This window comes from Pseudomonas sp. NFACC05-1 (assembly GCF_900100135.1).
In the GTDB taxonomy this organism is placed as follows: domain Bacteria; phylum Pseudomonadota; class Gammaproteobacteria; order Pseudomonadales; family Pseudomonadaceae; genus Aquipseudomonas; species Aquipseudomonas fluorescens_Q.
The window spans coordinates 51,532-73,455 of sequence record NZ_FMTR01000018.1; the positions used below are offsets into that span (position 1 = coordinate 51,532).

Below are 21,924 nucleotides of genomic sequence, written 5' to 3' on the forward strand. Positions count from 1 at the left end.
TGTTCACTTGAAATTCCCCCGAATCCCTGTGGCGAGGGAGCTTGCTCCCGCTGGGCTGCGCAGCAGTCCCTTTTTTGAGTGCTTCGCACTCAAGCGGGAGCAAGCTCCCTCGCCACAGGGGGGATTCAGGTTGGGTGAGGCGCAGGCAGCAGTGGCGGCGGGGCGAACCCAAACGGCGCCAACGCAAACCCTTGTTCATCCACCTGCAACGCCCAGCCTTGCTTGTCCCAATCCCCCAGCACGATGCGCCGGGCGGCGTGTTCATCCAGTTGCAGCTTGTGGATGGCAGGGCGGTGGGTGTGGCCGTGGATCAAGGTCTTCACGCCGTATTGCTGCATGATCCGCGGGATCTCTTCGGGCGTGACGTCGACGATGTCATTGGCTTTCATCCGCGTTTGCGTGCGGCTTTCGCTGCGCAGTTTGCGCGCCAGTTTCTGGCGACTGCCCAGGGGCAGGTGCCGCAGGACGAACAGCGTGACCGGGTTGCGCAGCCAGCGCCGCAGCTTCATGTAGCCTTCGTCGCGGGTACAGAGGCTGTCGCCGTGCATCAGCAGCACCGGCTCGCCATTGAACTGCACGACACTCGGGTCCTTGAGCAGGGTGCAGCCGGCCGCTTTGCAAAAGGCCTGCCCCAGCATGAAGTCGCGATTGCCGTGCATCAGGAAGATGGCCGTGCCGCTGTCGCTCAATTCGCGCAGGGCCTGGCAGATGGAACGCTGGAACGGCGTCATGGCATCGTCGCCGATCCAGGCTTCGAAAAAATCGCCCAGGATGTACAACGCTTGCGCCGAGCGGGCGCGTGTGGCGAGTAAATCCAGAAACGCCCGGGTGATGTCCGGGCGCTCCTCTTCCAGATGCAAGTCTGAAATCAGCAATATCACTCAATTTTCTCGGCTTTCTCGATGATCACGTCTTCTGCCGGGACGTCCTGGTGGCCGGCCTTGGACGTGGTGGAAACGCCTTTGATCTTGTCGACCACGTCGGTGCCTTCGATCACTTCACCGAACACTGCATAGCCCCAGCCCTGGGTGGTCTTGCTGCTGTGGTTGAGGAAGCTGTTGTCCGCCACGTTGATGAAGAACTGTGCGGAGGCCGAATGCGGCTCCATGGTACGGGCCATGGCAACGCTGTACTTTTTGTTCGGCAGGCCATTGTCGGCTTCGTTCTGGATGCTTGGGCGCTTGTCTTTCTTTTCCTTCATGCCTGGCTCGAAACCGCCGCCCTGGATCATGAAGTTGCCGATGACGCGGTGGAATATGGTGTTTTCGTAGTGGCCGGCGTTGACGTATTCGATGAAGTTGGCCACGGTCAGCGGCGCCTTCTCGGCGTTCAGTTGCAGAACGATGTCACCGTGGTTGGTGGTCAGTTTGACTTTGCTCATGGTCGGTACTCTTTCAAGGAATTCGTGGGTTTCGGGGCGTCACTGCCCGCAACCGGTCTGGCTGTAATCGGCCAGGCAGGGCAGTTTAGCGTGCCGGGCACGAATTTCGAGGCTGTTTTTCATCAGGCCGTCGATTAAATTCAATCGTTTGCCGGCCTGGCCTGTCAGGTGCTTGACAGCATCGGCTATGATACGGGCTTTGATTTATCAGGCCGCACCCGGCCGCGCACTTGTCTGTTCAAGGATCCTATGAGCAAGCCCACTGTCGACCCTACCTCGAATTCCAAGACCGGCCCGGCCGTGCCGGTCAATTTCCTGCGCCCGATCATCCAGGCGGACCTGGACTCGGGTAAGCACACACAGATCGTCACTCGCTTCCCACCAGAGCCCAACGGCTACCTGCACATCGGCCATGCCAAGTCGATCTGCGTGAATTTCGGCCTGGCCCAGGAGTTCGGCGGCGTCACGCACCTGCGTTTCGACGACACCAACCCGGCCAAGGAAGATCAGGAATACATCGACGCGATCGAAAGCGACGTCAAGTGGCTGGGTTTCCAATGGTCCGGTGAGGTGCGCTACGCCTCGCAATATTTCGACCAGTTGCACGACTGGGCCGTGGAACTGATCAAGGCCGGCAATGCCTATGTGTGCGACCTGACCCCCGAGCAGGCCAAGGAATACCGTGGCAGCCTGACCGAGCCGGGCAAGAACAGCCCGTTCCGTGATCGCAGCGTGGAAGAGAACCTCGACCTGTTCGCCCGTATGCGCGCCGGCGAGTTCCCGGACGGCGCTCGGGTGCTGCGCGCCAAGATCGACATGGCTTCGCCGAACATGAACCTGCGCGACCCGATCATGTACCGCATTCGCCACGCCCATCACCACCAGACTGGCGACAAATGGTGCATCTACCCCAACTATGACTTCACCCACGGCCAGTCGGACGCCATCGAAGGCATCACTCATTCAATCTGCACCCTGGAGTTCGAAAGCCATCGTCCGTTGTACGAGTGGTTCCTCAAGCACCTGCCGGTGCCGGCTACCCCACGCCAGTACGAATTCAGCCGCCTGAACCTGAACTACACCATCACCAGCAAGCGCAAGCTCAAGCAACTGGTGGACGAGAAGCACGTCAACGGCTGGGACGACCCGCGCATGTCGACGCTGTCGGGCTTCCGTCGTCGCGGCTACACGCCGGCGTCGATCCGCAACTTCTGCGAGATGATCGGCACCAACCGTTCCGACGGTGTGGTCGATTTCGGCATGCTTGAGTTCAGCATCCGTCAGGATCTGGATGCGAATGCCCCGCGCGCCATGTGCGTGTTGCGTCCGTTGAAGGTCGTGATCACCAACTACCCGCAAGACCAGGTCGAAAACCTCGAACTGCCGCGTCATCCGCAAAAAGAAGAACTCGGCGTGCGCAAACTGCCGTTCGCCCGTGAAATCTACATCGACCACGATGACTTCATGGAAGAGCCGCCAAAAGGCTACAAGCGCCTGGAGCCGAACGGCGAAGTGCGTCTGCGCGGCAGCTACGTGATCCGCGCCGACGAAGCGATCAAGGACGCCGACGGCAACATCGTCGAGCTGCGTTGCTCCTACGATCCCGACACCCTGGGCAAGAACCCGGAAGGTCGCAAGGTCAAGGGCGTGATCCACTGGGTGCCGGCCGCCGCCAGCGTCGAGTGCGAAGTGCGTCTGTACGATCGCCTGTTCCGCTCTCCGAACCCGGAGAAGGCCGAAGACAGCGCGAGTTTCCTGGACAACATCAACCCTGACTCACTGCAAGTGCTGACCGGTTGTCGTGCTGAACCCTCGTTGGGCAATGCACAGCCGGAAGACCGTTTCCAGTTCGAGCGCGAAGGCTACTTCGTCGCGGATATCAAGGACTCGAAACCAGGTCAGCCGGTATTCAACCGTACCGTGACCCTGCGTGATTCGTGGGGCCAGTGATCAAGTCTTAAGGAAACACCGTGCTTACGATCTACAACACGCTCACCAAGAGCAAAGAAGTCTTCAAGCCGTTGGATGGCAACAAGGTCCGCATGTACGTCTGCGGCATGACCGTGTACGACTACTGCCACATTGGTCACGGTCGCAGCATGGTCGCCTTCGACCTGGTGACCCGCTGGCTGCGGTTCAGCGGTTATGACCTGACCTACGTGCGCAACATCACCGACATCGAAGACAAGATCATCAACCGTGCCCGCGAAAACGGCGAGCCTTACGATGCGCTGACCGAGCGCATGATCAAGGCCATGCACGAGGATGAGGCGCGCCTCAATATCCTCAAGCCGGACCTGGAGCCCCGTGCCACGGACCACATCCCTGGCATGTTGAGCATGATCCAGACCTTGATCGACAAGGGCTACGCCTACGCACCGGGCAATGGCGACGTGTACTACCGCGTTGCCAAGTTCATGGGCTACGGCAAGCTGTCGCGCAAGAAGATCGAAGACCTGCGCATCGGCGCGCGTATCGAAGTCGACGAGTCGAAAGAAGACCCGCTGGACTTCGTGCTGTGGAAGGGCGCCAAGCCGGGTGAGCCGAGCTGGGAGTCGCCGTGGGGCGCCGGGCGTCCGGGCTGGCACATCGAATGCTCGGTGATGTCCACCTGCTGCCTGGGCGAGACCTTCGACATTCATGGCGGCGGCAGTGACCTGGAATTTCCGCACCACGAAAACGAAATCGCCCAGAGCGAAGCGGCCACCGGCAAGACCTACGCCAATGCGTGGATGCATTGCGGCATGATCCGGATCAACGGCGAGAAGATGTCCAAGTCCTTGAACAACTTCTTCACCATCCGCGACGTGCTCGACAAGTACCACCCGGAAGTCGTGCGTTACCTGTTGGTGTCGAGCCACTACCGCAGCGCCATCAACTACTCGGAAGACAACCTCAAGGACGCCAAGGGTGCCTTGGAGCGTTTCTATCATGCGTTGAAAGGCCTGCCGAGCGTGCCGCCGGCCGGTGGCGAAGCGTTCGTTGCACGGTTTACCGAAGTGATGAACGACGACTTCGGCACACCGGAAGCGTGCGCGGTGCTGTTCGAGATGGTGCGTGAGATCAATCGCCTGCGTGAGAGTGATCTCAATGCGGCGGCCGGTCTGGCGGCTCGCCTGAAAGAACTGGCCAGTGTACTGGGTGTGTTGCAGCTCGAAGCCGATGACTTCCTGCAGGCCGGTGCCGAAGGCCGCGTGGACGCCGCCGAAGTCGAGACGTTGATCCAGGCGCGCCTGACTGCACGCGCCAACAAGGATTGGGCCGAATCCGACCGCATCCGCGACCAGCTCACCGCCATGGGCGTGGTGCTGGAAGACGGCAAGGGCGGGACGACCTGGCGCCTGGCGGACTAGATCTTCTAAAGCTCGCCGTACCCCTGTGGGAGCGAGCTTGCTCGCGATAGCGTCGGATCAGTCAACAATCATGTTGGCTGAAAGATTGCCATCGCGAGCAAGCTCGCTCCCACAATTTTTTGTGCTTAGCCTGGCAATCATTCCTTTATGAGCTAGTACTGTCAGGTCGATTCGACGTTCTCTGACAGGGCTCTTCCATGTTGGCTCATTGGTCTCTGGCGGCAATACATCTTTTGGCGTTCGCCCTCGGGTTCTGGGCGGTGCTGACGCGCGGCACGGCGCTACGACGCCTGGCGGGTGGTGTGGATGCGGTTCGAAATGTGCTGATGGCGGACAACCTGTGGGGGCTGTCGGCGCTGGTGCTGCTGGTGACCGGTGGGATGCGCGCTTTTGCGGGGTACGAAAAGGGCACGGATTATTACCTGCACCAACCGCTGTTTCACCTGAAGATGACTTTGTTCCTGCTGATCCTGTTACTTGAAATCGCGCCAATGATCGCCCTGATCAAATGGCGGATGGCGCTGGGCAAAGGGGCTGCGATCGATCCCTCGAAAGCCGGCCGGTTTGCACGGATCAGTCACATCGAAGCTTTGTTGCTGATCCTGATGGTGATCGCCGCCACGGGCATGGCGCGCGGCGTGAGCCTGGGTTGACCGGCCGCGAACGCCTGCTTCGTCATCATTAAAACGAAACGTCTGACAGCCATGCTAAGCGCCATGTCATTAGTATCGGTTCAACGGGCTGGACGAAAAAAGATGGGGGCAGGGTGAGGCACGGTCGACCAGAATCTTTAGCCAGCCATTGCGACGATGCAAACGGGCTGGCTACGGACTGCAGCAAGGCTCAGGGAGTTTGCGGTTTGTCAGGGGCGGTAAGGCCTGCCTGAATACGCTGATAAATCTCTTCACGATGCACCGCAACGTTTTTCGGGGCGTTGATGCCGATCCGGACTTGTTGGCCGCTAACGCCCAGAATGGTGATCGTGATGTCGTCACCAATGTTTATGCTTTCACCGACTTTGCGGGTGAGTATCAGCATGGTGTTCTCCTTGATTACTTTATAGGGCACCTGATTCAGACAGTGCAGATGTCGGTACTGCTTATAGATTAGTGCTAAGTGTCACAATGTGGGTGCCTCTTTCTGACGCGCAGACGCAGCATTAATTCCCAGGGTGCGACTATACAGAGACGCCGGGCAGGATTCTCGTGTTTTGAGCACTGTTTGCGGCGATCTTGAAGGGCACGGGTGCTAAAATCCGTGCCTCATGTCTTCCGGGGGAAACGTTGTGCGCAAATTGGCTTGGGTTATTGCGGTATTGGTGCTGGCAGGATGCGGTGAGGGGCGTGACGTCGAAGCACCGAAGCCCAAACCCGTAGCGACCTCCGCACCGGCCGCCGCTGCCGCGCCGCAGTGGGCCGTCGAGGTTCGTGGCCAGACGCCGCAGGCTGTCAGCGACCTGACCGGCTGGCTCATCGAACACAGCTTCATGTCGAACGTGGTGCGTGAAAACGGCAAGGAGCGCGTCCTGGTCGGTCCTTTCAGTTCCAAGGCTGAGGCCGAAGCCAAGCAGGAACAGGTGACGGCTGCCCTGGTCCGGGCGAAAAAACGCAACATCGAGACGTTGGTGGTGGATTACCCGACGGCCCAATAATCGGGCAACCCAAAAAAGTCAGCCAAGCCACAAAACCTGTGAGCGAGCTTGCTCGCGATAGGGGTATGTCAGTCAACATCAATGCTGGCTGATCCACCGCTATCGCGAGCAAGCTCGCATAGTCGGTTTTGTGCTGTTCACGAGTGCGAGGTCAGCCGCAGGCCTTCATGTCCACCGGCCCCACGAACTCGTTGCCACGGCCCATGACGCACGCCACGCTCTGGTTGCGCTGACGCTCCCAGCTTTCGACCGGGTAGGTCTTGTCCCAGGCTTCATACAGGCGCCGGTCCTGTTTCGAGAGGCGCAGGCCGTATTGTTTGCTCATGTAGAAATAGGTCCGGGCGATCATGCCCCGGATAGAAGGGCGGGGCATGACCTTCTTGGCCTTGAAGTCCACTTGGGTCAGGCATGAGCCGTACTGGCCCTTCTGCACAGGCAACCAGCCGAAACTGAAATTGCTGCGATCACCATTCACTTCCCCGATGCTGGGCACCAGGTTGTGCAGGTCGGCCTCGGCCCGTTGATAGACCGGGTCATAGCGGGTGCAGTTCTTGCGACCCCCTTGTTGCCAGCATTGACGCTGATGGCCGATCTGCCAGGCCGGGACAATATGCTCCCACTCGATGCGAGCGGCGCGGCTGGCATTCTTGCGCGGTACATAACCGCAGGCGGCCAGGTTCACGCGATTGCCAGTGTATTTACAGCCACAGTAAAACTCGGTGGATTGTGGTGCGTAGAGTTTCCAGGCGACTTTCTTGGCTTCGTTGAAGGTGCGCGGCGCACCGGCTTGTGCGCCCATCGCGATAAACACAAGCAAAAAAGCTAAACAGCGAACACTCATCAGGCTCAATCTTCCTTCGGCACAACCCAGAAAACCTGCACACCGCCATCATCGCGATAGGCGAGGGTCACGTTGTCGTTCTCGTCGATTTCTTCCAACAGGCGCTCCCACTCATCCACCGGCTCGTCAGGCAGACGGAAGATCAGGGCGGCCTTGGCTTTTTGCGCGGTGGGGGCGTTGATGATTTTCGAGACCCGAAGGCCGAGTCGTGTATAGGAATCTAAGGGGGTAGTTGCAGCGGAGGGCGTGGCCACAGAATTATCCTTATTAAGCTGTACGTGCATACAGTATTTGACCGTAGGCAATTACGCAACTGCTTAAAATTCAAGAAAATCGTCTGACAGCACTTTTTTCGTTTTGGTGTAGGAGAAGGGAGTTTTTTATTGGCTGGCATAAACAGGTGGATCAACCGCTCTGGCCTGTGACGGTTTTGCGCGAGCGCTAAAGAAATGGCTTCGGCGGGCGATGTCCTGCGTAGGAATCCCATCCATGGAGTTTTGTCATGTCATTTTCAGTCGGCTTTCCCAATGCGGCGGCCGTGACCATCGGCGGTCAATCCACCGCTACCCTGAAGGCCTTGAACGAGGCGAGTGCCGAGGCCGTCGATGAGGCCCTTGGCGAGACGCAAACGCCCGGCAAAGTCCGTACGGGTACGGGCGCGGAAGCAACCGACCAGGCGCAGGAGGGCGGCAGCACCCAGAGCGTGGCGGTGCAGGTGCTGCTCAAGCGGATGCAAGAGCTTCAGCAGCAGCTCAGGGAGCAGCAACAGCAACTGGCCGCCGCAGAGGCGCGCGACTATGCAACGGAGGAAGCCAAGACTTCGGCGGTCATGGCCGTCCAGGGACAGATCGCCGACACCAGTGGCGCTTTGCTGGAAGTCACTGGTCATCTGGTCACGGAGCTGGCCAAGGGTAGCGGTTCGGGTTCGGTGGTCAATACAACGGCCTGAGCCTCGACGTTGCGGATCAAACCGCAACGTTGACAAATCTGCGAAGCCTTACCATAGTTCACTTCACGCAAACGTTTGCGCGGCGTTCCGTGCATTGATTTGCTCACAATAATCATAAGATCGGAGTGAACCCATGAAGTTGCCATTCGCTGGACGCCTTCTCGCTGTTGCCATGCTCGCGGCCGCATCCGCTGCGCTGCCTCTCTCCTCGGCATTCGCCCAGACCGCAGAAAAGCCCAAGGTCGCCCTGGTCATGAAATCCCTGGCCAACGAATTCTTCCTGACCATGGAAGACGGCGCCAAGGCTTATCAGAAGGAACACTCCGCCGATTTCGACCTGATCTCCAACGGGATCAAGGATGAAACCGACACCGCCAACCAGATCCGCATCGTCGAGCAGATGATCGTGTCCAAGGTCGACGCGCTGATCATCGCGCCAGCGGATTCCAAGGCCATGGTGCCGGTGATCAAGAAAGCCGTGGACGCTGGCATCACGGTGATCAACATCGATAACCAGCTCGATCCGGCCGTGGTCAAAAGCAAGAACATCAACGTGCCGTTCGTAGGCCCGGACAACCGCAAAGGCGCGCGCCTGGTGGGCGAGTACCTGGCCAAGCAGCTCAAGGCCGGTGACGAAGTCGGCATCATCGAAGGCGTGTCCACAACGACCAATGCCCAGGCACGCACCGCAGGCTTCAAGGATGCAATGGAAGCGGCGCAGGTCAAGGTCGTTTCCCTGCAATCGGGTGACTGGGAAATCAACAAGGGCAACCAGGTTGCCGCGTCGATGCTCAGCGAATACCCGAACATCAAGGCACTGCTGGCCGGTAACGACAGCATGGCGGTCGGTGCCGTATCGGCCGTGCGCGCGGCGGGCAAGGCGGGCAAGGTGCAGGTGGTCGGCTACGACAACATCAACGCCATCAAGCCAATGCTCAAGGACGGTCGTGTCCTGGCGACGGCCGACCAGTTCGCCGCCAAGCAGGCCGTGTTCGGCATCGAGACGGCGCTGAAGATCCTCAAGGGCGAAAAAGTCGACAGCGGTACCAACGGCGTTATCGAAACTCCGGTCGAGCTGGTGACCAAGTAGTTATCCTGGCGACACAACGGTGCTCGCCCATTCGGGCGAGTGCATTGGAGAGTTTGTTATGTCCGTTCGCGACCCGAACGCTGTCCTGTGCGTCAGCGGTATCGGCAAGACCTATGCCCAGCCGGTACTGACCGATATCAACCTGACGTTGATGCGCGGTGAAGTGCTGGCGCTGACCGGCGAAAATGGCGCCGGCAAAAGCACCTTGTCCAAGATCATCGGCGGGTTGGTGACGCCGACGACCGGGCAGATGCAATTTCAGGGGCAGGATTATCGTCCTGGCAGCCGGACCCAGGCTGAAGAGCTGGGCGTGCGCATGGTGATGCAGGAACTCAACCTGCTGCCGACCCTGTCCGTGGCCGAGAACCTGTTCCTCGACAACCTGCCCAGTCACGGCGGCTGGATCAGTCGCAAGCAATTGCGCAAGGCGGCCATTGAGGCCATGGCCCAGGTGGGGCTCGATGCGATCGATCCTGACACGTTGGTCGGCGAACTGGGGATCGGTCACCAGCAAATGGTCGAGATCGCCCGCAACCTGATTGGCGATTGCCATGTGCTGATTCTCGATGAACCGACCGCCATGCTGACGGCCCGCGAAGTCGAGATGCTCTTTGAACAGATCACGCGTCTGCAGGCTCGCGGCGTATCGATCATCTACATTTCCCATCGCCTCGAAGAACTGGCGCGGGTCGCCCAGCGCATTGCCGTGCTGCGTGACGGCAACCTGGTCTGCGTCGAGCCGATGGCCAACTACAACAGCGAGCAACTGGTGACCCTGATGGTCGGCCGGGAGCTGGGTGAGCATATCGACCTGGGTCCACGCCAGATCGGCGCGCCGGCGCTGACGGTTAAAGGCCTGACACGCTCCGACAAGGTCCGCGACGTGTCCTTCGAAGTGCGCAGTGGCGAGATCTTCGGTATCTCCGGCCTGATCGGGGCAGGGCGTACCGAACTGTTGCGGCTGATCTTCGGTGCCGATACTGCTGACAGTGGCACGGTGGCGCTGGGTTCGCCGGCCCAGGTCGTGAGCATTCGCTCCCCGGCCGATGCGGTGGCCCATGGCATTGCGTTGATCACCGAAGACCGCAAGGGTGAAGGCCTGCTGTTGACCCAATCCATCGCCGCCAACATTGCCCTGGGCAACATGCCGGAGATTTCCAGCGCCGGCCTGGTCAATGGCGATGCCGAACTGGCCTTGGCACAGCGGCAGGTCGATGCCATGCGCATCCGCAGTTCCAGCCCGACCCAGTTGGTGTCCGAGCTGTCGGGTGGCAACCAGCAGAAAGTGGTCATCGGGCGTTGGCTCGAACGCGATTGCGCGGTCATGTTGTTCGATGAGCCGACCCGTGGCATCGACGTCGGCGCCAAATTCGACATTTATGCGCTGCTCGGCGAGCTGACTCGCCAGGGCAAGGCGCTGGTCGTGGTGTCCAGCGACCTGCGGGAGCTGATGTTGATCTGCGACCGGATCGGCGTGCTGTCCGCCGGGCGCCTGATCGACACCTTCGAGCGCGACAGTTGGACCCAGGATGACTTGCTTGCCGCCGCATTCGCCGGCTACCAGAAACGTGATGCGTTGCTCAACGAAGCAGCGCCTAGGGATCTTTCATGAAAACCGCACCTGCCGTCGGCAAATCGAGTGGCAACTTCTATGGCCTCGGGACCTACCTGGGCCTGGCTGGCGCGCTCCTGGCCATGATCGCGCTGTTCTCGGCGCTGAGCAGCCATTTCCTGTCCTATGACACCTTCAGCACCTTGGCCAACCAGATTCCCGACCTGATGGTGCTGGCGGTCGGCATGACGTTCATCCTGATCATCGGTGGCATCGACCTGTCGGTGGGGTCGGTGCTGGCGCTGGCGGCATCGACGGTCAGCGTGGCCGTGCTCGGTTGGGGCTGGAGCGTGTGGCCATCGGCCTTGCTCGGCATGGCCGTGGCGGCGTTGGCGGGTACGGTCACCGGTTCGATTACCGTGGCGTGGCGGATCCCATCGTTCATCGTCTCCCTCGGTGTGCTGGAAATGGCCCGGGGCCTGGCGTACCAGATGACCGGCTCCCGGACTGCCTACATCGGCGACTCGTTCGCCTGGCTGTCCAATCCCATCGCCTTTGGTATCTCACCTTCATTCATCATCGCCTTGCTGGTGATCTTCATTGCCCAGGCCGTGCTGACCCGAACCGTGTTCGGTCGCTACCTGATCGGCATCGGCACCAATGAAGAAGCCGTGCGCCTGGCCGGTATCAATCCAAAGCCCTACAAGATCCTGGTATTCAGCCTGATGGGCTTGCTGGCAGGTGTGGCCGCGCTGTTCCAGATTTCGCGCCTGGAAGCGGCGGATCCGAACGCCGGTTCAGGGCTTGAGCTGCAAGTCATCGCTGCCGTGGTCATCGGTGGTACCAGCCTGATGGGTGGCCGCGGTTCGGTCATCAGCACCTTTTTTGGCGTGCTGATCATCTCCGTGCTGGCGGCGGGCCTGGCGCAGATCGGCGCCACTGAGCCAACCAAGCGCATCATTACCGGTGCGGTGATCGTGGTGGCGGTCGTGCTCGATACCTATCGCAGCCAGCGCGCCAGTCGGCGGGGCTGAACCATGGCGACGATCAAGGATGTAGCAGCGCTCGCCGGGATTTCCTACACCACCGTGTCCCACGTGGTGAACAAGACGCGGCCGGTCAGCGAGGAAGTGCGGCTCAAGGTCGAGGCGGCCATCGAGCGCCTGGACTACGTGCCAAGCGCCGTGGCCCGGTCGCTCAAGGCCAAGACCACGGCGACCATCGGCCTGTTGGTGCCCAACAGCCTCAATCCTTACTTTGCCGAGTTGGCCCGGGGTATCGAGGACTACTGTGAGCGCAACGGCTATTGCGTGATTCTGTGCAACTCCGACGACAACCCGGACAAGCAACGCAGCTACCTGCGGGTGCTGCTGGAAAAACGCATCGACGGCCTGATTTTCGCGTCCGCCGGCGGTGATGTCGGCCTGGCCGAGGGGCTGTCCAACGTGCGCACCCCCATGGTGATCGTCGACCGTGGGCTCGAGGGTGTCGACGCAGACCTGGTGCGCATCGATCATGAATGCGGTGCGTACCTGGCGACCCGGCACCTGCTTGAGCTGGGTCACCGCGATATCGCCTTCATCGGTGGCCCGGCCAATACCAGCGTGGCGCAAATGCGCTTGGCCGGTTACTGCCGTGCGCTGAAAGAGGCCGGGATCGAGCTGCCTGTCGAACGCATGCTCGAGAGCGATTTCACCAGTACCGGCGGCTACCGCGCCGCTGCGCAGTTGCTTGAACAGCAGCCGCCGAGCGCGATTTTTGCGGCCAACGACATGATCGGTATCGGTGTGCTGCGCGCCGCGGCTGAACGCAATGTGCGCGTGCCCAGCGAACTGTCGGTCATCGGTTTCGATGACATCCAGATGAGCCGTTATGTCTACCCGGCATTGACCACGGTAGGGCAGTCGATCCTGCAGCTCGGCGAGATGGCGGCCGAAGTGCTGCTGCGACGAATTGCGACGCCGGGCCTTGCCACCGAGCAGCGGATCGTGACGCCAAGTATTGTCCTGCGAGAGTCGACTGCGCCGCTGTCCGGCACATTCGCCCAATACCGCTGAACCGAATTGATGAGTAGTGATGTATGCCAGCAAAAGTAGTGGTAATAGGCAGCCTGAACATGGACTTGGTGACCCGGGCGCCGCGTCTGCCGCGTGGTGGTGAAACACTGATCGGCGAGTCCTTCTCCACCATCCCGGGCGGCAAGGGTGCCAACCAGGCGGTGGCCGCCGCGCGCCTGGGCGCCGAGGTATCGATGGTCGGTTGCGTGGGCAATGATGCCTACGGCGAACAATTGCGTGGCGGGCTGTTGGCCGAGGGCATCGACTGCCAAGCGGTCAGCGTGGTGGAGGGGGCCAGCGGCGTGGCGCTGATCGTCGTCGACGACAATAGCCAGAATGCGATCGTTATCGTTGCCGGTGCCAACGGTGCGCTCACCGCCGAGGTCCTGGACAGTGTCGATGAAGTGCTGCAAAGCGCCGATGTCATCATCTGCCAGCTCGAAGTGCCGGATGCCACCGTCGGCCATGCCCTCAAGCGCGCACGTGAGCTGGGCAAAATCGTCATCCTCAACCCGGCGCCGGCTTCCCATACGTTGCCCGCCGACTGGTACGCCTGCATCGACTACCTGGTTCCCAATGAAAGCGAAGCAGCGGTGCTGAGCGGGCTGGCGGTGGATTCCCTGGAAACCGCAGAGGCCGCCGCCGCGCATCTGATCGCCGCCGGTGCCGGCAAGGTGATCGTCACCTTGGGGGCCCAGGGGCTGATGTTCGCCAACGGCGCCAGCTTCGAACACTTCCCGGCCCCGCGGGTCAAGGCAGTGGACACCACGGCGGCCGGAGACACCTTTGTCGGCGGCTTCGCGGCAGCCCTGGCGAGCGGCAAAAGCGAGGTCGATGCGATTCGTTTCGGCCAGGCCGCCGCCGCGCTGTCGGTCACCCGCGCGGGCGCGCAGCCTTCAATCCCCACGTTGTTGGAAGTACAGGCTTTCAAATCATGAAAAAGACGCCGTTGTTGAATGTGGCACTGTCACGACTGATCGCTTCCCTGGGCCATGGCGACAAGGTGGTCATCGGTGATGCCGGCCTGCCTGTGCCGCCTCAGGTCGAATTGATCGACCTGGCCCTGACCCATGGCATTCCTGACTTTGTCAGCACCTTGAAGGTGGTGCTCAGCGAAATGCAGGTGGAAAGCCATGTCCTGGCCGAGGAGATCCTCGACAAACAACCGTCGGCGCTGACGACCCTGGAAGCACTGCATGCCGAGGGTGCGTTGGGCGAGCGAGAGCTGGTCAGCCATGAACAATTCAAGATCATCAGCCGGCAGGCGCGGGCGATCATTCGCACAGGCGAGTGCTCTCCGTACTGCAATATCGTGCTGGTCGCTGGAGTGACGTTCTAACCCTGTTCAACCCTGCACAAGGAGTGCGCCATGCACCGCTATGCTCAGAAAATGCATCAACTGATCCGGAGTCTGCTGCTTTTGTCATTGATCACCGCTACGAGCGCCCAGGCGGCGGAAAAAATCGACCTGATCATCGACACCGACCCAGGGGCCGATGACGTGGTTGCGCTGTTGTTCGCCCTGGCGTCGCCCGAGGAGTTGCATATTCGTGCGCTGACCACCGTCGCCGGCAATGTGCGCCTGGACAAGACCTCTCGCAACGCTCGCCTGGCCCGGGAATGGGCGGGGCGCGAAGACGTGCCCGTGTATGCCGGTGCGCCGAAACCGTTGATGCGCACGCCGATCTACGCGGAAAACATCCATGGCAAGGAAGGCCTGTCGGGTGTCACGGTGCACGAGCCGAAGAAGGGCTTGGCCGAAGGCAATGCCGTCAACTACCTGATCGACACGCTGAAAGCGGCCAAGCCCCACAGCATCACCATTGCCATGCTTGGCCCGCAGACCAACCTGGCCCTGGCGCTGGTGCAGGAGCCCGATATCGTCCAGGGCATCAAGGAAGTGGTGATCATGGGCGGTGCGCACTTCAACGGCGGCAATATCACGCCGGTGGCCGAGTTCAATCTGTTCGCCGATCCGCAGGCGGCCGAGGTGGTGGCCAAGAGCGGTGTGAAACTGACCTACCTGCCGCTGGACGTGACCCACAAGATCCTCACCAGCGAGGCGCGCCTGAAGCAGATCGCGGCGCTGAACAACAATGCCAGCAAGCTGGTGGGCGATATCCTCAACGAATACGTCAAGGGCGACATGGAGCACTACGGCATGACGGGCGGGCCGGTGCATGACGCGACGGTGATCGCCTATCTGCTCAAGCCACAGTTGTTCACTGGTCGTTCGGTCAATGTCGTCGTGGACAGTCGTGAGGGCCCGACGTTCGGGCAGACCATCGTCGACTGGTACGATGGCCTGAAAGCGCCGAAGAACGCGTTCTGGGTGGAAAACGGTGATGCCCAGGGCTTCTTCGACCTGCTGACCGAGCGCCTGGCGCGCCTCAAGTAACCTGCCTGGTTATATGCGCCCGCAGGTGGGCCTGCGGGTGCGTGAGCATCAGTCCACGGCGTCGACAACGCTCGGATAGCGTTCGAATGCCTGCTGGATGAAGTTGCGGGCGACCTCCGTCCCCAGTTCCCTCACCAGCAATTCTATGCCGATGATTGCCAACTCCTCGGGACTGCTCGGGCTATAGGAGCTATGGCCCTCCGACCATTTGGCATTGATGGTGGCTTCGATGCTGACGGTGCTCATGGTAGGGCTCGCGAGTTGGAGGGCTGTAAGTGGAGTTAAGCATTTTTGCCCCCGGTTTGGCACTGCGACTTAGGCATTGGAGGAGGGCTGTGCGACACTCTTTTTTTTGTTTTTAAAGGAGCCCCGCCGTGCAGATCGATTTGAACGCTCCGGATGGCCTGACCCTCGAGGCGGTTCGTCAATTGCTGGCCTCGGCCAGTGATGACGAGCATACCCAGCTGCGCGTGACCAAGGGCGGTATCGCCTATTTGTCCTCGGGTGTGGTCGGTGGCGCTGACATCGATGGTTTGCTGTTTCGGCTCGAAACCTGGGCGAAGGGCTCGGGGTACGTCGGACGGGTTGCGGCCAGCGACGAGGTCTGGGTCATGCAGATCTACAATGCGCTGAAGGATAACTGGTCCAATCCTCCGTTCGATTACATCGACGTTTATTGAGCGGTGTTCATATCCAGTCACGATTCATGTCTGAATAGCCGTGGCGGCTCAGGCAAACTGCCGGTTTTCCGGATGAGCCAGGCCGACGGCTGTGGTGTTGAAACCAAGCGCCGTTTGGGTTGTCGCACGCTCTCTGTTTATCTATCGAAAAAAGGAGGCTTCATGCCTTGGAAGCTCGCGTCATTGAGTACTCTGTTGGCCGCCGTGGTCTTGAGCGGTTGCAGCAGCACCTCGGAATCGACTCCCGAACCCGTGGCGACCGAGACCGGTCACGGCCGTTGCGAAGCGAAGGGCGCCGAGTTCGCCATTGGCAAGCAGGCCTCGCCACAATTGCTGGAGCAGGCTCGTACCCGTGCCGGCGCGCAGATCGCCCGAATCCTCAAGCCCAACGACATGGTGACGCTTGAGTACCGCTCCGATCGCCTGAATCTCAATACCGATGCCAACCTGGTGGTCAACCGGGTGAACTGCGGCTGACAGGCGGTTTTCAATCGCCCATAAAAAACCCCGTCACATGGACGGGGTTTTTTTAGTGCGCCAAGAAATTACTCTGGGCGAACCTGTGCAGCTTGCATACCCTTTTGGCCTTTCTCAGCCACGAAGGAAACGGTCTGGCCTTCTTTCAGGCTTTTGAAACCGTCGCTTTCGATAGCTTTGAAGTGTACGAACAGGTCGTCACCGCCACCTTGAGGAGTGATGAAGCCGAAGCCTTTTTCATCGTTGAACCATTTAACGGTGCCGGTTTGGCGATTAGACATGGTGTATCTCCAAGAAACATATATTTTCAGTGTACTGTGCTGCTCAGGCCAACTGGGCACACCCGGGTATCATAGTCGAAATGTTCGATTTGGGACCCCCCCAGACGCGCTGTTTGCCAATCAGTCGTGTTTACTTTACCGCCTTTACCCGCTGAAAGGCCCGGTTTTAAAGGCTTTCAGCCGAAAGTAAAGACGATAAAAAAAGCTGTAAAACCTGAATAAATCGTTCAAAAAAGCCTGAAATCAGTGTTTTTCAACCCTGCCGGGCTCGTTCAGGAAGCCTGCTTTCTCACTTTTTCGCCTTGTTGTCAGCCTTGCATTTTGCGATCTGGCCCAGTGCCTTTTGCTGCAGATCCGGGGTGGCCTTGTTGTCCATCAAGGCCTGGATGTCCGAGGCTGGATAGGACTTGATCGCATCGGCGCCACAGGCGCAATGAGCCTTGGCAGCGGCCGGGCCGATCTGGGGTGCTGCCGCCTCCGTGCATTGGGCCATGTATTTTTCGCGCTCGCCTTTGGGCCAGTCGGCATGGGCGGTCAGTGGAAGCAGCAGGGCGAGTGGGGCGACTACTGCAAACAATGTATTGAGACGCATGCGAAGATGCTCCTTTCGGGTCGATGTCTTGATATCTGAGGCGTTGCGCTCGGTTCAGTTCAGCACTCTGGCATAAAAACCGTGGATTTACGCCTGCTTCAATTCGAGCGCGGTGATGACCGTTCATCTGTGCTAGCATGCCGGGCTCGGGTATTTCCAGGCTGCGGATGACAACTCGTCCCGGCGGCAAATGTTCGAAATAACCCTGATTTGAATCCCAGTCACTCTGGTTCGGTTTTCCCGGTTGGCCGCAAGGCTCCTGCCGCTGTAAGGCAGGCGTTCGTCATTGAATGGCCTGGACTGGATCTTGTACTGGCTCATCCCAACCCACGTGACCTTTGGTAGGGGTCACCACTAGGAGAGGAGGCGCCATGCCAACTATTACTCTTCCCGACGGCAGTCAACGTTCATTCGATCACCCGGTTTCCGTAGCCGAGGTCGCCGCATCCATCGGCGCGGGCCTGGCCAAGGCCACCCTGGCCGGCAAGGTCAACGGCAAGCTGGTCGACGCCAGTGACGTCATCGACAGCGACGCCACGCTGCAAATCATCACGCCAAAGGATGAAGAGGGGCTGGAGATCATTCGCCACTCTTGCGCGCACCTGGTCGGCCACGCGGTCAAGCAGCTGTACCCGAGCGCGAAGATGGTCATCGGGCCGGTCATCGACGAAGGCTTCTATTACGACATCGCCTTCGAGCGTCCTTTCACGCCGGAAGACATGGCGGCCATCGAACAGCGCATGCAGCAGCTGATCGAGAAGGATTACGACGTCATCAAGAAAGTCACCCCGCGCGCCGAAGTCATCGAAGTCTTCAAGGCCCGTGGCGAGGACTACAAGTTGCGTCTGGTGGAAGACATGCCGGACGAGCAGGCCATGGGCCTGTACTACCACGAAGAATACGTCGACATGTGCCGTGGCCCGCACGTGCCGAACACGCGTTTCCTCAAATCCTTCAAGCTGACCAAGCTGTCCGGCGCCTACTGGCGTGGCGATGCGAAGAACGAGCAGTTGCAGCGCGTCTATGGCACTGCCTGGGCCGACAAGAAGCAACTGGCGGCCTACATCCAGCGTATCGAAGAAGCCGAGAAGCGCGATCACCGCAAGATCGGCAAGCGCCTGGGCCTGTTCCACACCCAGGAAGAATCCCCGGGCATGGTGTTCTGGCACCCTAACGGCTGGACCCTGTACCAGGTGCTCGAGCAGTACATGCGCCAGGTCCAGCGTGAAAACGGCTACCTCGAGATCAAGACGCCGCAAGTAGTGGACCGCAGCCTATGGGAGAAATCCGGGCACTGGGCCAACTACGCCGACAACATGTTCACCACCCAGTCGGAAAACCGCGACTACGCCATCAAGCCGATGAACTGCCCTTGCCACGTGCAGGTGTTCAACCAGGGCCTGAAAAGCTACCGCGAGTTGCCGATGCGCCTGGCCGAGTTCGGTGCCTGCCACCGTAATGAGCCTTCGGGTGCGCTGCACGGCATCATGCGCGTGCGTGCGTTCACCCAGGACGATGCGCACATTTTCTGCACTGAAGAGCAGATGCAGGCCGAATCCGCCGCCTTCATCAAGCTGACCATGGACGTCTACCGCGACTTCGGCTTCACCGAAGTCGAAATGAAACTGTCCACTCGTCCGGAAAAGCGCGTTGGCTCCGACGAACTGTGGGATCGCGCCGAAGCGGCCCTGGCGGCTGCCCTCGATAGCGCGGGCCTGGCGTACGACCTGCAGCCGGGTGAGGGGGCCTTCTACGGTCCGAAAATCGAATTCTCGCTGAAAGATTGCCTCGGTCGCGTGTGGCAGTGTGGTACCTTGCAGCTCGATTTCAACCTGCCGATCCGTCTGGGCGCCGAATACGTGTCCGAAGACAACAGCCGCAAGCACCCGGTCATGCTTCACCGCGCGATTCTCGGTTCCTTCGAGCGTTTCGTCGGGATCCTGATCGAGCACTACGAGGGTGCGTTCCCCGCGTGGCTGGCGCCGACCCAGGCAGTGATCATGAATATCACTGATAAACAGGCAGATTTTGCCGCCGAAGTCGAAAAAACTCTCAACCAAAGCGGATTTCGTGCCAAGTCCGACTTGAGAAATGAAAAGATCGGCTTTAAAATCCGCGAGCATACTTTGCTCAAGGTTCCCTTTCTCTTGGTTATTGGAGATCGGGAGGTCGAGATGCAGACTGTCGCTGTGCGTACTCGTGAAGGTGCTGACCTGGGCTCGATGCCCGTCGCCGAATTCGCTGAGTTCCTCGCGCAAGCGGTTTCCCGGCGTGGTCGCCCAGATTTGGAGTAATTATTATTAAGCGTGAAATGAGACAAGATAAACGAGCTGCACCGAAAGCCCCGATCAACGAGAATATCTCGGCACGCGAGGTTCGGTTAATTGGCGCTGACGGCGAGCAGATTGGCATCGTCTCGATTGATGAAGCGCTTCGTATTGCTGAAGAAGCCAAGCTTGATCTGGTAGAAATTTCCGCAGACGCAGTCCCACCGGTTTGCCGGGTGATGGACTACGGCAAGTCGATCTTCGAAAAGAAGAAGCAGATTGCCGCGGCGAAGAAAAACCAGAAGCAGATTCAGGTAAAAGAAATCAAGTTTCGTCCAGGGACGGAGGAAGGGGATTACCAGGTAAAACTGCGCAACCTGGTACGTTTCCTGAGTGACGGGGACAGGGCCAAGGTATCCTTGCGATTCCGCGGCCGTGAGATGGCCCACCAGGAGCTGGGGATGGAACTCCTCAAGCGGGTTGAACAAGACCTGCTCGAGTACGGTTCGGTCGAACAGCATCCTAAGATGGAAGGACGCCAGCTGATCATGGTCATCGCCCCGAAAAAGAAGAAGTAATCACCAGGGCACGGCAGGCCTTGCGATTATGTTTATCAACTGAATGCGGAGTATCCGAACATGCCAAAGATGAAAACCAAAAGTGGTGCTGCTAAGCGGTTTCTGAAAACTGCTAACGGTATCAAGCACAAGCACGCTTTCAAGAGCCACATCCTGACCAAAATGTCGACCAAGCGTAAGCGTCAACTGCGCGGTAGCAGCTTGCTGCATCCGTCTGACGTGGCAAAAGTCGAGCGCATGCTGCGCCTTCGTTAATTTTTGGATCAAGAATAGAGGAAGTAACTCATGGCTCGTGTAAAGCGTGGCGTCATTGCCCGTAAGCGTCACAAAAAAATTCTGAAACTTGCTAAAGGCTACTACGGCGCGCGTTCCCGCGTATTCCGTGTTGCCAAGCAAGCGGTAATCAAGGCAGGCCAATACGCCTACCGTGACCGTCGTCAGAAAAAACGTCAGTTCCGCGCTCTGTGGATCGCTCGTATCAACGCTGGTGCTCGTGTTAACGGTCTGTCCTACAGCCGTTTCATTGCCGGCCTGAAAAAAGCGTCCATCGAGATCGACCGTAAGGTTCTGGCTGATCTGGCAGTGAACGAAAAAGCGGCGTTTGCTGCGATTGTCGAGAAAGCTAAAGCCACCTTGGCTTAAGTACCCCCGACAGTCACCAGGGCTCACCTCTGTGGGCTCGGGTGTTAAACGTCATAAATAGGGGAAGAGCCTTAAAGCTCTTCCCCTATTTTGTATCTGGAGTCTGTACATGGAAAACCTGGATGCGCTGGTCGCTCAAGCACTAGAGGCTGTGCAAAGCGCTGAAGATATCAATGCCCTGGAGCAAATCCGGGTTCTGTACCTTGGCAAGAAGGGCGAGTTGACCCAGGTGATGAAGACCCTGGGGAACCTGCCGGCCGAAGAGCGTCCGCAGGTCGGTGCGCTGATCAACGTTGCCAAGGAACGTGTCACAGAGGTCCTTAACGCGCGCAAGGCGTTGTTCGAGGAGGCGGATCTGGCTGCCAAACTCGCCGCCGAGTCCATCGACGTGACCCTGCCTGGCCGTGGCCAGACTTCCGGCGGCCTGCATCCGGTGACCCGCACGCTGGAACGCATCGAGCAGTTCTTCACCCACATCGGCTACGGCATTGCCGAAGGCCCTGAGGTCGAAGACGACTACCACAACTTCGAGGCGCTCAACATCCCAGGCCATCACCCGGCCCGGTCGATGCATGACACCTTTTATTTCAATGCGAACATGCTGTTGCGCACACATACCTCGCCGGTACAGGTCCGCACCATGGAATCGCAGCAGCCGCCGATCCGCATCGTCTGCCCAGGCCGTGTGTACCGCAGCGACTCCGATATCACCCACTCGCCGATGTTCCACCAGGTCGAAGGCCTGCTGGTTGATCGCGACATCAATTTCGCCGACCTCAAAGGCACGATCGAAGAGTTCCTGCGGGTGTTCTTCGAAAAAGAACTGGCGGTACGTTTCCGCCCTTCGTACTTCCCGTTCACCGAGCCATCGGCTGAAGTCGACATGGAATGCGTGATGTGCAGCGGCAAAGGCTGCCGCGTCTGCAAACAGACTGGCTGGCTGGAAGTCATGGGCTGCGGCATGGTTCACCCGAACGTGCTGCGTATGTCCGGTATCGATCCGGAAGAATTCTCGGGTTTTGCTTTCGGCATGGGCGCCGAGCGCCTGGCCATGCTGCGTTACGGTGTGAATGACTTGCGCCTGTTCTTCGACAACGACTTGCGGTTCCTTGCGCAGTTTCGCTAGGTCGCGGTC

The 21,924-nt window shown here is 59.5% G+C and carries 27 protein-coding genes; 19 read left to right on the plus strand and 8 right to left on the minus strand.

The window, feature by feature from the left end:
- Window positions 1–125 precede the first annotated feature (125 nt).
- Window positions 126–881 (minus strand): UDP-2,3-diacylglucosamine diphosphatase, encoded by a 756-nt coding sequence (lpxH, locus tag BLO97_RS22410; RefSeq protein WP_092348250.1) that lies wholly within the window; start codon window positions 879–881, stop codon window positions 126–128.
- Window positions 878–1,381 (minus strand): peptidylprolyl isomerase, encoded by a 504-nt coding sequence (locus tag BLO97_RS22415; RefSeq protein ID WP_092222638.1) that lies wholly within the window; start codon window positions 1,379–1,381, stop codon window positions 878–880. Before BLO97_RS22415 ends, lpxH begins: the two co-directional genes overlap by 4 nt.
- A 249-nt stretch (window positions 1,382–1,630) precedes the next feature.
- Here BLO97_RS22415 and BLO97_RS22420 point away from each other — a divergent pair, with 249 nt between their 5' ends.
- From BLO97_RS22420 to BLO97_RS22430, 3 genes are all read left to right on the plus strand, one after another.
- Entirely contained in the window at window positions 1,631–3,331 is a 1,701-nt protein-coding gene (locus BLO97_RS22420) for a glutamine--tRNA ligase/YqeY domain fusion protein (protein WP_092144365.1), read from the plus strand.
- Between the two features lie 20 nt (window positions 3,332–3,351).
- Window positions 3,352–4,734 (plus strand): cysteine--tRNA ligase, encoded by a 1,383-nt coding sequence (gene cysS, locus BLO97_RS22425; protein WP_092348253.1) that lies wholly within the window; start codon window positions 3,352–3,354, stop codon window positions 4,732–4,734.
- Window positions 4,735–4,931: 197 nt separating this feature from the next.
- Window positions 4,932–5,387, plus strand: coding sequence for a DUF2214 family protein (locus BLO97_RS22430; RefSeq protein WP_092222641.1), 456 nt, complete (start codon window positions 4,932–4,934; stop codon window positions 5,385–5,387).
- 190 nt (window positions 5,388–5,577) lie between these two features.
- Here the strand turns inward: BLO97_RS22430 and csrA are convergent, their stop codons facing one another.
- Entirely contained in the window at window positions 5,578–5,772 is a 195-nt protein-coding gene (gene csrA, locus BLO97_RS22435; RefSeq protein ID WP_003179932.1) for a carbon storage regulator CsrA, read from the minus strand.
- 247 nt (window positions 5,773–6,019) lie between these two features.
- Between csrA and BLO97_RS22440 the strand changes: the two genes are divergently transcribed.
- Window positions 6,020–6,385, plus strand: coding sequence for a penicillin-binding protein activator LpoB (locus tag BLO97_RS22440; protein ID WP_092348256.1), 366 nt, complete (start codon window positions 6,020–6,022; stop codon window positions 6,383–6,385).
- A gap of 151 nt (window positions 6,386–6,536) precedes the next feature.
- On the opposite strand, the gene BLO97_RS22445 is transcribed toward BLO97_RS22440, so the two are convergent.
- Complete coding sequence (locus BLO97_RS22445) at window positions 6,537–7,226, minus strand: endonuclease (protein WP_043042288.1); 690 nt, start codon at window positions 7,224–7,226, stop codon at window positions 6,537–6,539.
- 5 nt (window positions 7,227–7,231) lie between these two features.
- Window positions 7,232–7,531, minus strand: coding sequence for a DUF1654 domain-containing protein (locus tag BLO97_RS22450; RefSeq protein ID WP_170862015.1), 300 nt, complete (start codon window positions 7,529–7,531; stop codon window positions 7,232–7,234).
- Between the two features lie 197 nt (window positions 7,532–7,728).
- On the opposite strand from BLO97_RS22450, the gene BLO97_RS22455 reads away from it, so the two are divergent.
- The 8 genes from BLO97_RS22455 (at window position 7,729) to BLO97_RS22490 (ending at window position 15,272) form a co-directional block, all read left to right on the plus strand.
- Complete coding sequence (locus tag BLO97_RS22455) at window positions 7,729–8,175, plus strand: hypothetical protein (RefSeq protein ID WP_092144375.1); 447 nt, start codon at window positions 7,729–7,731, stop codon at window positions 8,173–8,175.
- A 133-nt stretch (window positions 8,176–8,308) separates the two neighbouring features.
- On the plus strand, window positions 8,309–9,265 hold the full coding sequence (locus BLO97_RS22460) for a sugar ABC transporter substrate-binding protein (protein WP_063320391.1): 957 nt from the start codon (window positions 8,309–8,311) through the stop codon (window positions 9,263–9,265).
- A gap of 58 nt (window positions 9,266–9,323) precedes the next feature.
- Window positions 9,324–10,877: a sugar ABC transporter ATP-binding protein gene (locus tag BLO97_RS22465; protein WP_092348262.1), complete on the plus strand. Its 1,554-nt coding sequence runs from the start codon at window positions 9,324–9,326 to the stop codon at window positions 10,875–10,877.
- Window positions 10,874–11,851: an ABC transporter permease gene (locus BLO97_RS22470; RefSeq protein WP_092144381.1), complete on the plus strand. Its 978-nt coding sequence runs from the start codon at window positions 10,874–10,876 to the stop codon at window positions 11,849–11,851. The genes BLO97_RS22465 and BLO97_RS22470 overlap by 4 nt, the downstream gene beginning before the upstream one ends.
- Window positions 11,852–11,854: 3 nt before the next feature.
- On the plus strand, window positions 11,855–12,874 hold the full coding sequence (locus BLO97_RS22475; RefSeq protein WP_092144384.1) for a LacI family DNA-binding transcriptional regulator: 1,020 nt from the start codon (window positions 11,855–11,857) through the stop codon (window positions 12,872–12,874).
- Window positions 12,875–12,897: 23 nt separating this feature from the next.
- Complete coding sequence (rbsK, locus tag BLO97_RS22480; protein ID WP_092348265.1) at window positions 12,898–13,812, plus strand: ribokinase; 915 nt, start codon at window positions 12,898–12,900, stop codon at window positions 13,810–13,812.
- Window positions 13,809–14,213: a D-ribose pyranase gene (gene rbsD, locus BLO97_RS22485; RefSeq protein ID WP_092348268.1), complete on the plus strand. Its 405-nt coding sequence runs from the start codon at window positions 13,809–13,811 to the stop codon at window positions 14,211–14,213. The genes rbsK and rbsD overlap by 4 nt, the downstream gene beginning before the upstream one ends.
- A 30-nt stretch (window positions 14,214–14,243) precedes the next feature.
- Complete coding sequence (locus tag BLO97_RS22490; RefSeq protein ID WP_003203636.1) at window positions 14,244–15,272, plus strand: nucleoside hydrolase; 1,029 nt, start codon at window positions 14,244–14,246, stop codon at window positions 15,270–15,272.
- 48 nt (window positions 15,273–15,320) lie between these two features.
- Here the strand turns inward: BLO97_RS22490 and BLO97_RS22495 are convergent, their stop codons facing one another.
- Complete coding sequence (locus BLO97_RS22495; protein ID WP_003203634.1) at window positions 15,321–15,518, minus strand: hypothetical protein; 198 nt, start codon at window positions 15,516–15,518, stop codon at window positions 15,321–15,323.
- Window positions 15,519–15,646: 128 nt separating this feature from the next.
- Between BLO97_RS22495 and BLO97_RS22500 the strand changes: the two genes are divergently transcribed.
- Together BLO97_RS22500 and BLO97_RS22505 are read left to right on the plus strand one after the other, a co-directional pair.
- A complete protein-coding gene (locus tag BLO97_RS22500; RefSeq protein ID WP_092348271.1) occupies window positions 15,647–15,952 on the plus strand; it encodes a hypothetical protein in 306 nt (101 codons plus the stop codon).
- A 162-nt stretch (window positions 15,953–16,114) separates the two neighbouring features.
- Window positions 16,115–16,429 (plus strand): I78 family peptidase inhibitor, encoded by a 315-nt coding sequence (locus BLO97_RS22505; protein WP_014337548.1) that lies wholly within the window; start codon window positions 16,115–16,117, stop codon window positions 16,427–16,429.
- A 68-nt stretch (window positions 16,430–16,497) separates the two neighbouring features.
- On the opposite strand, the gene BLO97_RS22510 is transcribed toward BLO97_RS22505, so the two are convergent.
- Both BLO97_RS22510 and BLO97_RS22515 read right to left on the minus strand, forming a co-directional pair.
- A complete protein-coding gene (locus BLO97_RS22510) occupies window positions 16,498–16,710 on the minus strand; it encodes a cold-shock protein (RefSeq protein ID WP_003179963.1) in 213 nt (70 codons plus the stop codon).
- Window positions 16,711–16,999: 289 nt separating this feature from the next.
- Complete coding sequence (locus BLO97_RS22515; RefSeq protein WP_063320397.1) at window positions 17,000–17,302, minus strand: hypothetical protein; 303 nt, start codon at window positions 17,300–17,302, stop codon at window positions 17,000–17,002.
- Window positions 17,303–17,673: 371 nt separating this feature from the next.
- Here BLO97_RS22515 and thrS point away from each other — a divergent pair, with 371 nt between their 5' ends.
- From thrS to pheS, 5 genes are all read left to right on the plus strand, one after another.
- Window positions 17,674–19,596 (plus strand): threonine--tRNA ligase, encoded by a 1,923-nt coding sequence (gene thrS / locus BLO97_RS22520; protein WP_003203626.1) that lies wholly within the window; start codon window positions 17,674–17,676, stop codon window positions 19,594–19,596.
- Window positions 19,596–20,147, plus strand: a complete 552-nt coding sequence (gene infC / locus BLO97_RS22525) for a translation initiation factor IF-3 (protein ID WP_169432615.1) — start codon at window positions 19,596–19,598, stop codon at window positions 20,145–20,147. The genes thrS and infC overlap by 1 nt, the downstream gene beginning before the upstream one ends.
- 60 nt (window positions 20,148–20,207) lie before the next feature.
- Window positions 20,208–20,402 carry a 50S ribosomal protein L35 gene (gene rpmI / locus BLO97_RS22530; protein WP_002553160.1) on the plus strand — a complete coding sequence of 65 codons (195 nt, stop codon included), beginning with the start codon at window positions 20,208–20,210 and terminating at the stop codon, window positions 20,400–20,402.
- Window positions 20,403–20,432: 30 nt separating this feature from the next.
- Entirely contained in the window at window positions 20,433–20,789 is a 357-nt protein-coding gene (gene rplT / locus BLO97_RS22535; RefSeq protein WP_002553161.1) for a 50S ribosomal protein L20, read from the plus strand.
- Window positions 20,790–20,898: 109 nt separating this feature from the next.
- A complete protein-coding gene (gene pheS, locus BLO97_RS22540; RefSeq protein ID WP_063320398.1) occupies window positions 20,899–21,915 on the plus strand; it encodes a phenylalanine--tRNA ligase subunit alpha in 1,017 nt (338 codons plus the stop codon).
- Window positions 21,916–21,924 lie beyond the last annotated feature (9 nt).

Coding starts and splice junctions, on each gene's coding strand:
- BLO97_RS22415 (WP_092222638.1), bottom strand. CDS start 1,381: ATGAGCAAAGTCAAACTGACCACCAACCACGGTGACATCGTTCTGCAA.
- BLO97_RS22420 (WP_092144365.1), top strand. CDS start 1,631: ATGAGCAAGCCCACTGTCGACCCTACCTCGAATTCCAAGACCGGCCCG.
- BLO97_RS22430 (WP_092222641.1), top strand. CDS start 4,932: ATGTTGGCTCATTGGTCTCTGGCGGCAATACATCTTTTGGCGTTCGCC.
- csrA (WP_003179932.1), bottom strand. CDS start 5,772: ATGCTGATACTCACCCGCAAAGTCGGTGAAAGCATAAACATTGGTGAC.
- BLO97_RS22445 (WP_043042288.1), bottom strand. CDS start 7,226: ATGAGTGTTCGCTGTTTAGCTTTTTTGCTTGTGTTTATCGCGATGGGC.
- BLO97_RS22455 (WP_092144375.1), top strand. CDS start 7,729: ATGTCATTTTCAGTCGGCTTTCCCAATGCGGCGGCCGTGACCATCGGC.
- BLO97_RS22460 (WP_063320391.1), top strand. CDS start 8,309: ATGAAGTTGCCATTCGCTGGACGCCTTCTCGCTGTTGCCATGCTCGCG.
- BLO97_RS22465 (WP_092348262.1), top strand. CDS start 9,324: ATGTCCGTTCGCGACCCGAACGCTGTCCTGTGCGTCAGCGGTATCGGC.
- BLO97_RS22470 (WP_092144381.1), top strand. CDS start 10,874: ATGAAAACCGCACCTGCCGTCGGCAAATCGAGTGGCAACTTCTATGGC.
- BLO97_RS22475 (WP_092144384.1), top strand. CDS start 11,855: ATGGCGACGATCAAGGATGTAGCAGCGCTCGCCGGGATTTCCTACACC.
- rbsK (WP_092348265.1), top strand. CDS start 12,898: ATGCCAGCAAAAGTAGTGGTAATAGGCAGCCTGAACATGGACTTGGTG.
- rbsD (WP_092348268.1), top strand. CDS start 13,809: ATGAAAAAGACGCCGTTGTTGAATGTGGCACTGTCACGACTGATCGCT.
- BLO97_RS22490 (WP_003203636.1), top strand. CDS start 14,244: ATGCACCGCTATGCTCAGAAAATGCATCAACTGATCCGGAGTCTGCTG.
- BLO97_RS22495 (WP_003203634.1), bottom strand. CDS start 15,518: ATGAGCACCGTCAGCATCGAAGCCACCATCAATGCCAAATGGTCGGAG.
- BLO97_RS22505 (WP_014337548.1), top strand. CDS start 16,115: ATGCCTTGGAAGCTCGCGTCATTGAGTACTCTGTTGGCCGCCGTGGTC.
- BLO97_RS22510 (WP_003179963.1), bottom strand. CDS start 16,710: ATGTCTAATCGCCAAACCGGCACCGTTAAATGGTTCAACGATGAAAAA.
- BLO97_RS22515 (WP_063320397.1), bottom strand. CDS start 17,302: ATGCGTCTCAATACATTGTTTGCAGTAGTCGCCCCACTCGCCCTGCTG.
- thrS (WP_003203626.1), top strand. CDS start 17,674: ATGCCAACTATTACTCTTCCCGACGGCAGTCAACGTTCATTCGATCAC.
- rpmI (WP_002553160.1), top strand. CDS start 20,208: ATGCCAAAGATGAAAACCAAAAGTGGTGCTGCTAAGCGGTTTCTGAAA.
- rplT (WP_002553161.1), top strand. CDS start 20,433: ATGGCTCGTGTAAAGCGTGGCGTCATTGCCCGTAAGCGTCACAAAAAA.
- pheS (WP_063320398.1), top strand. CDS start 20,899: ATGGAAAACCTGGATGCGCTGGTCGCTCAAGCACTAGAGGCTGTGCAA.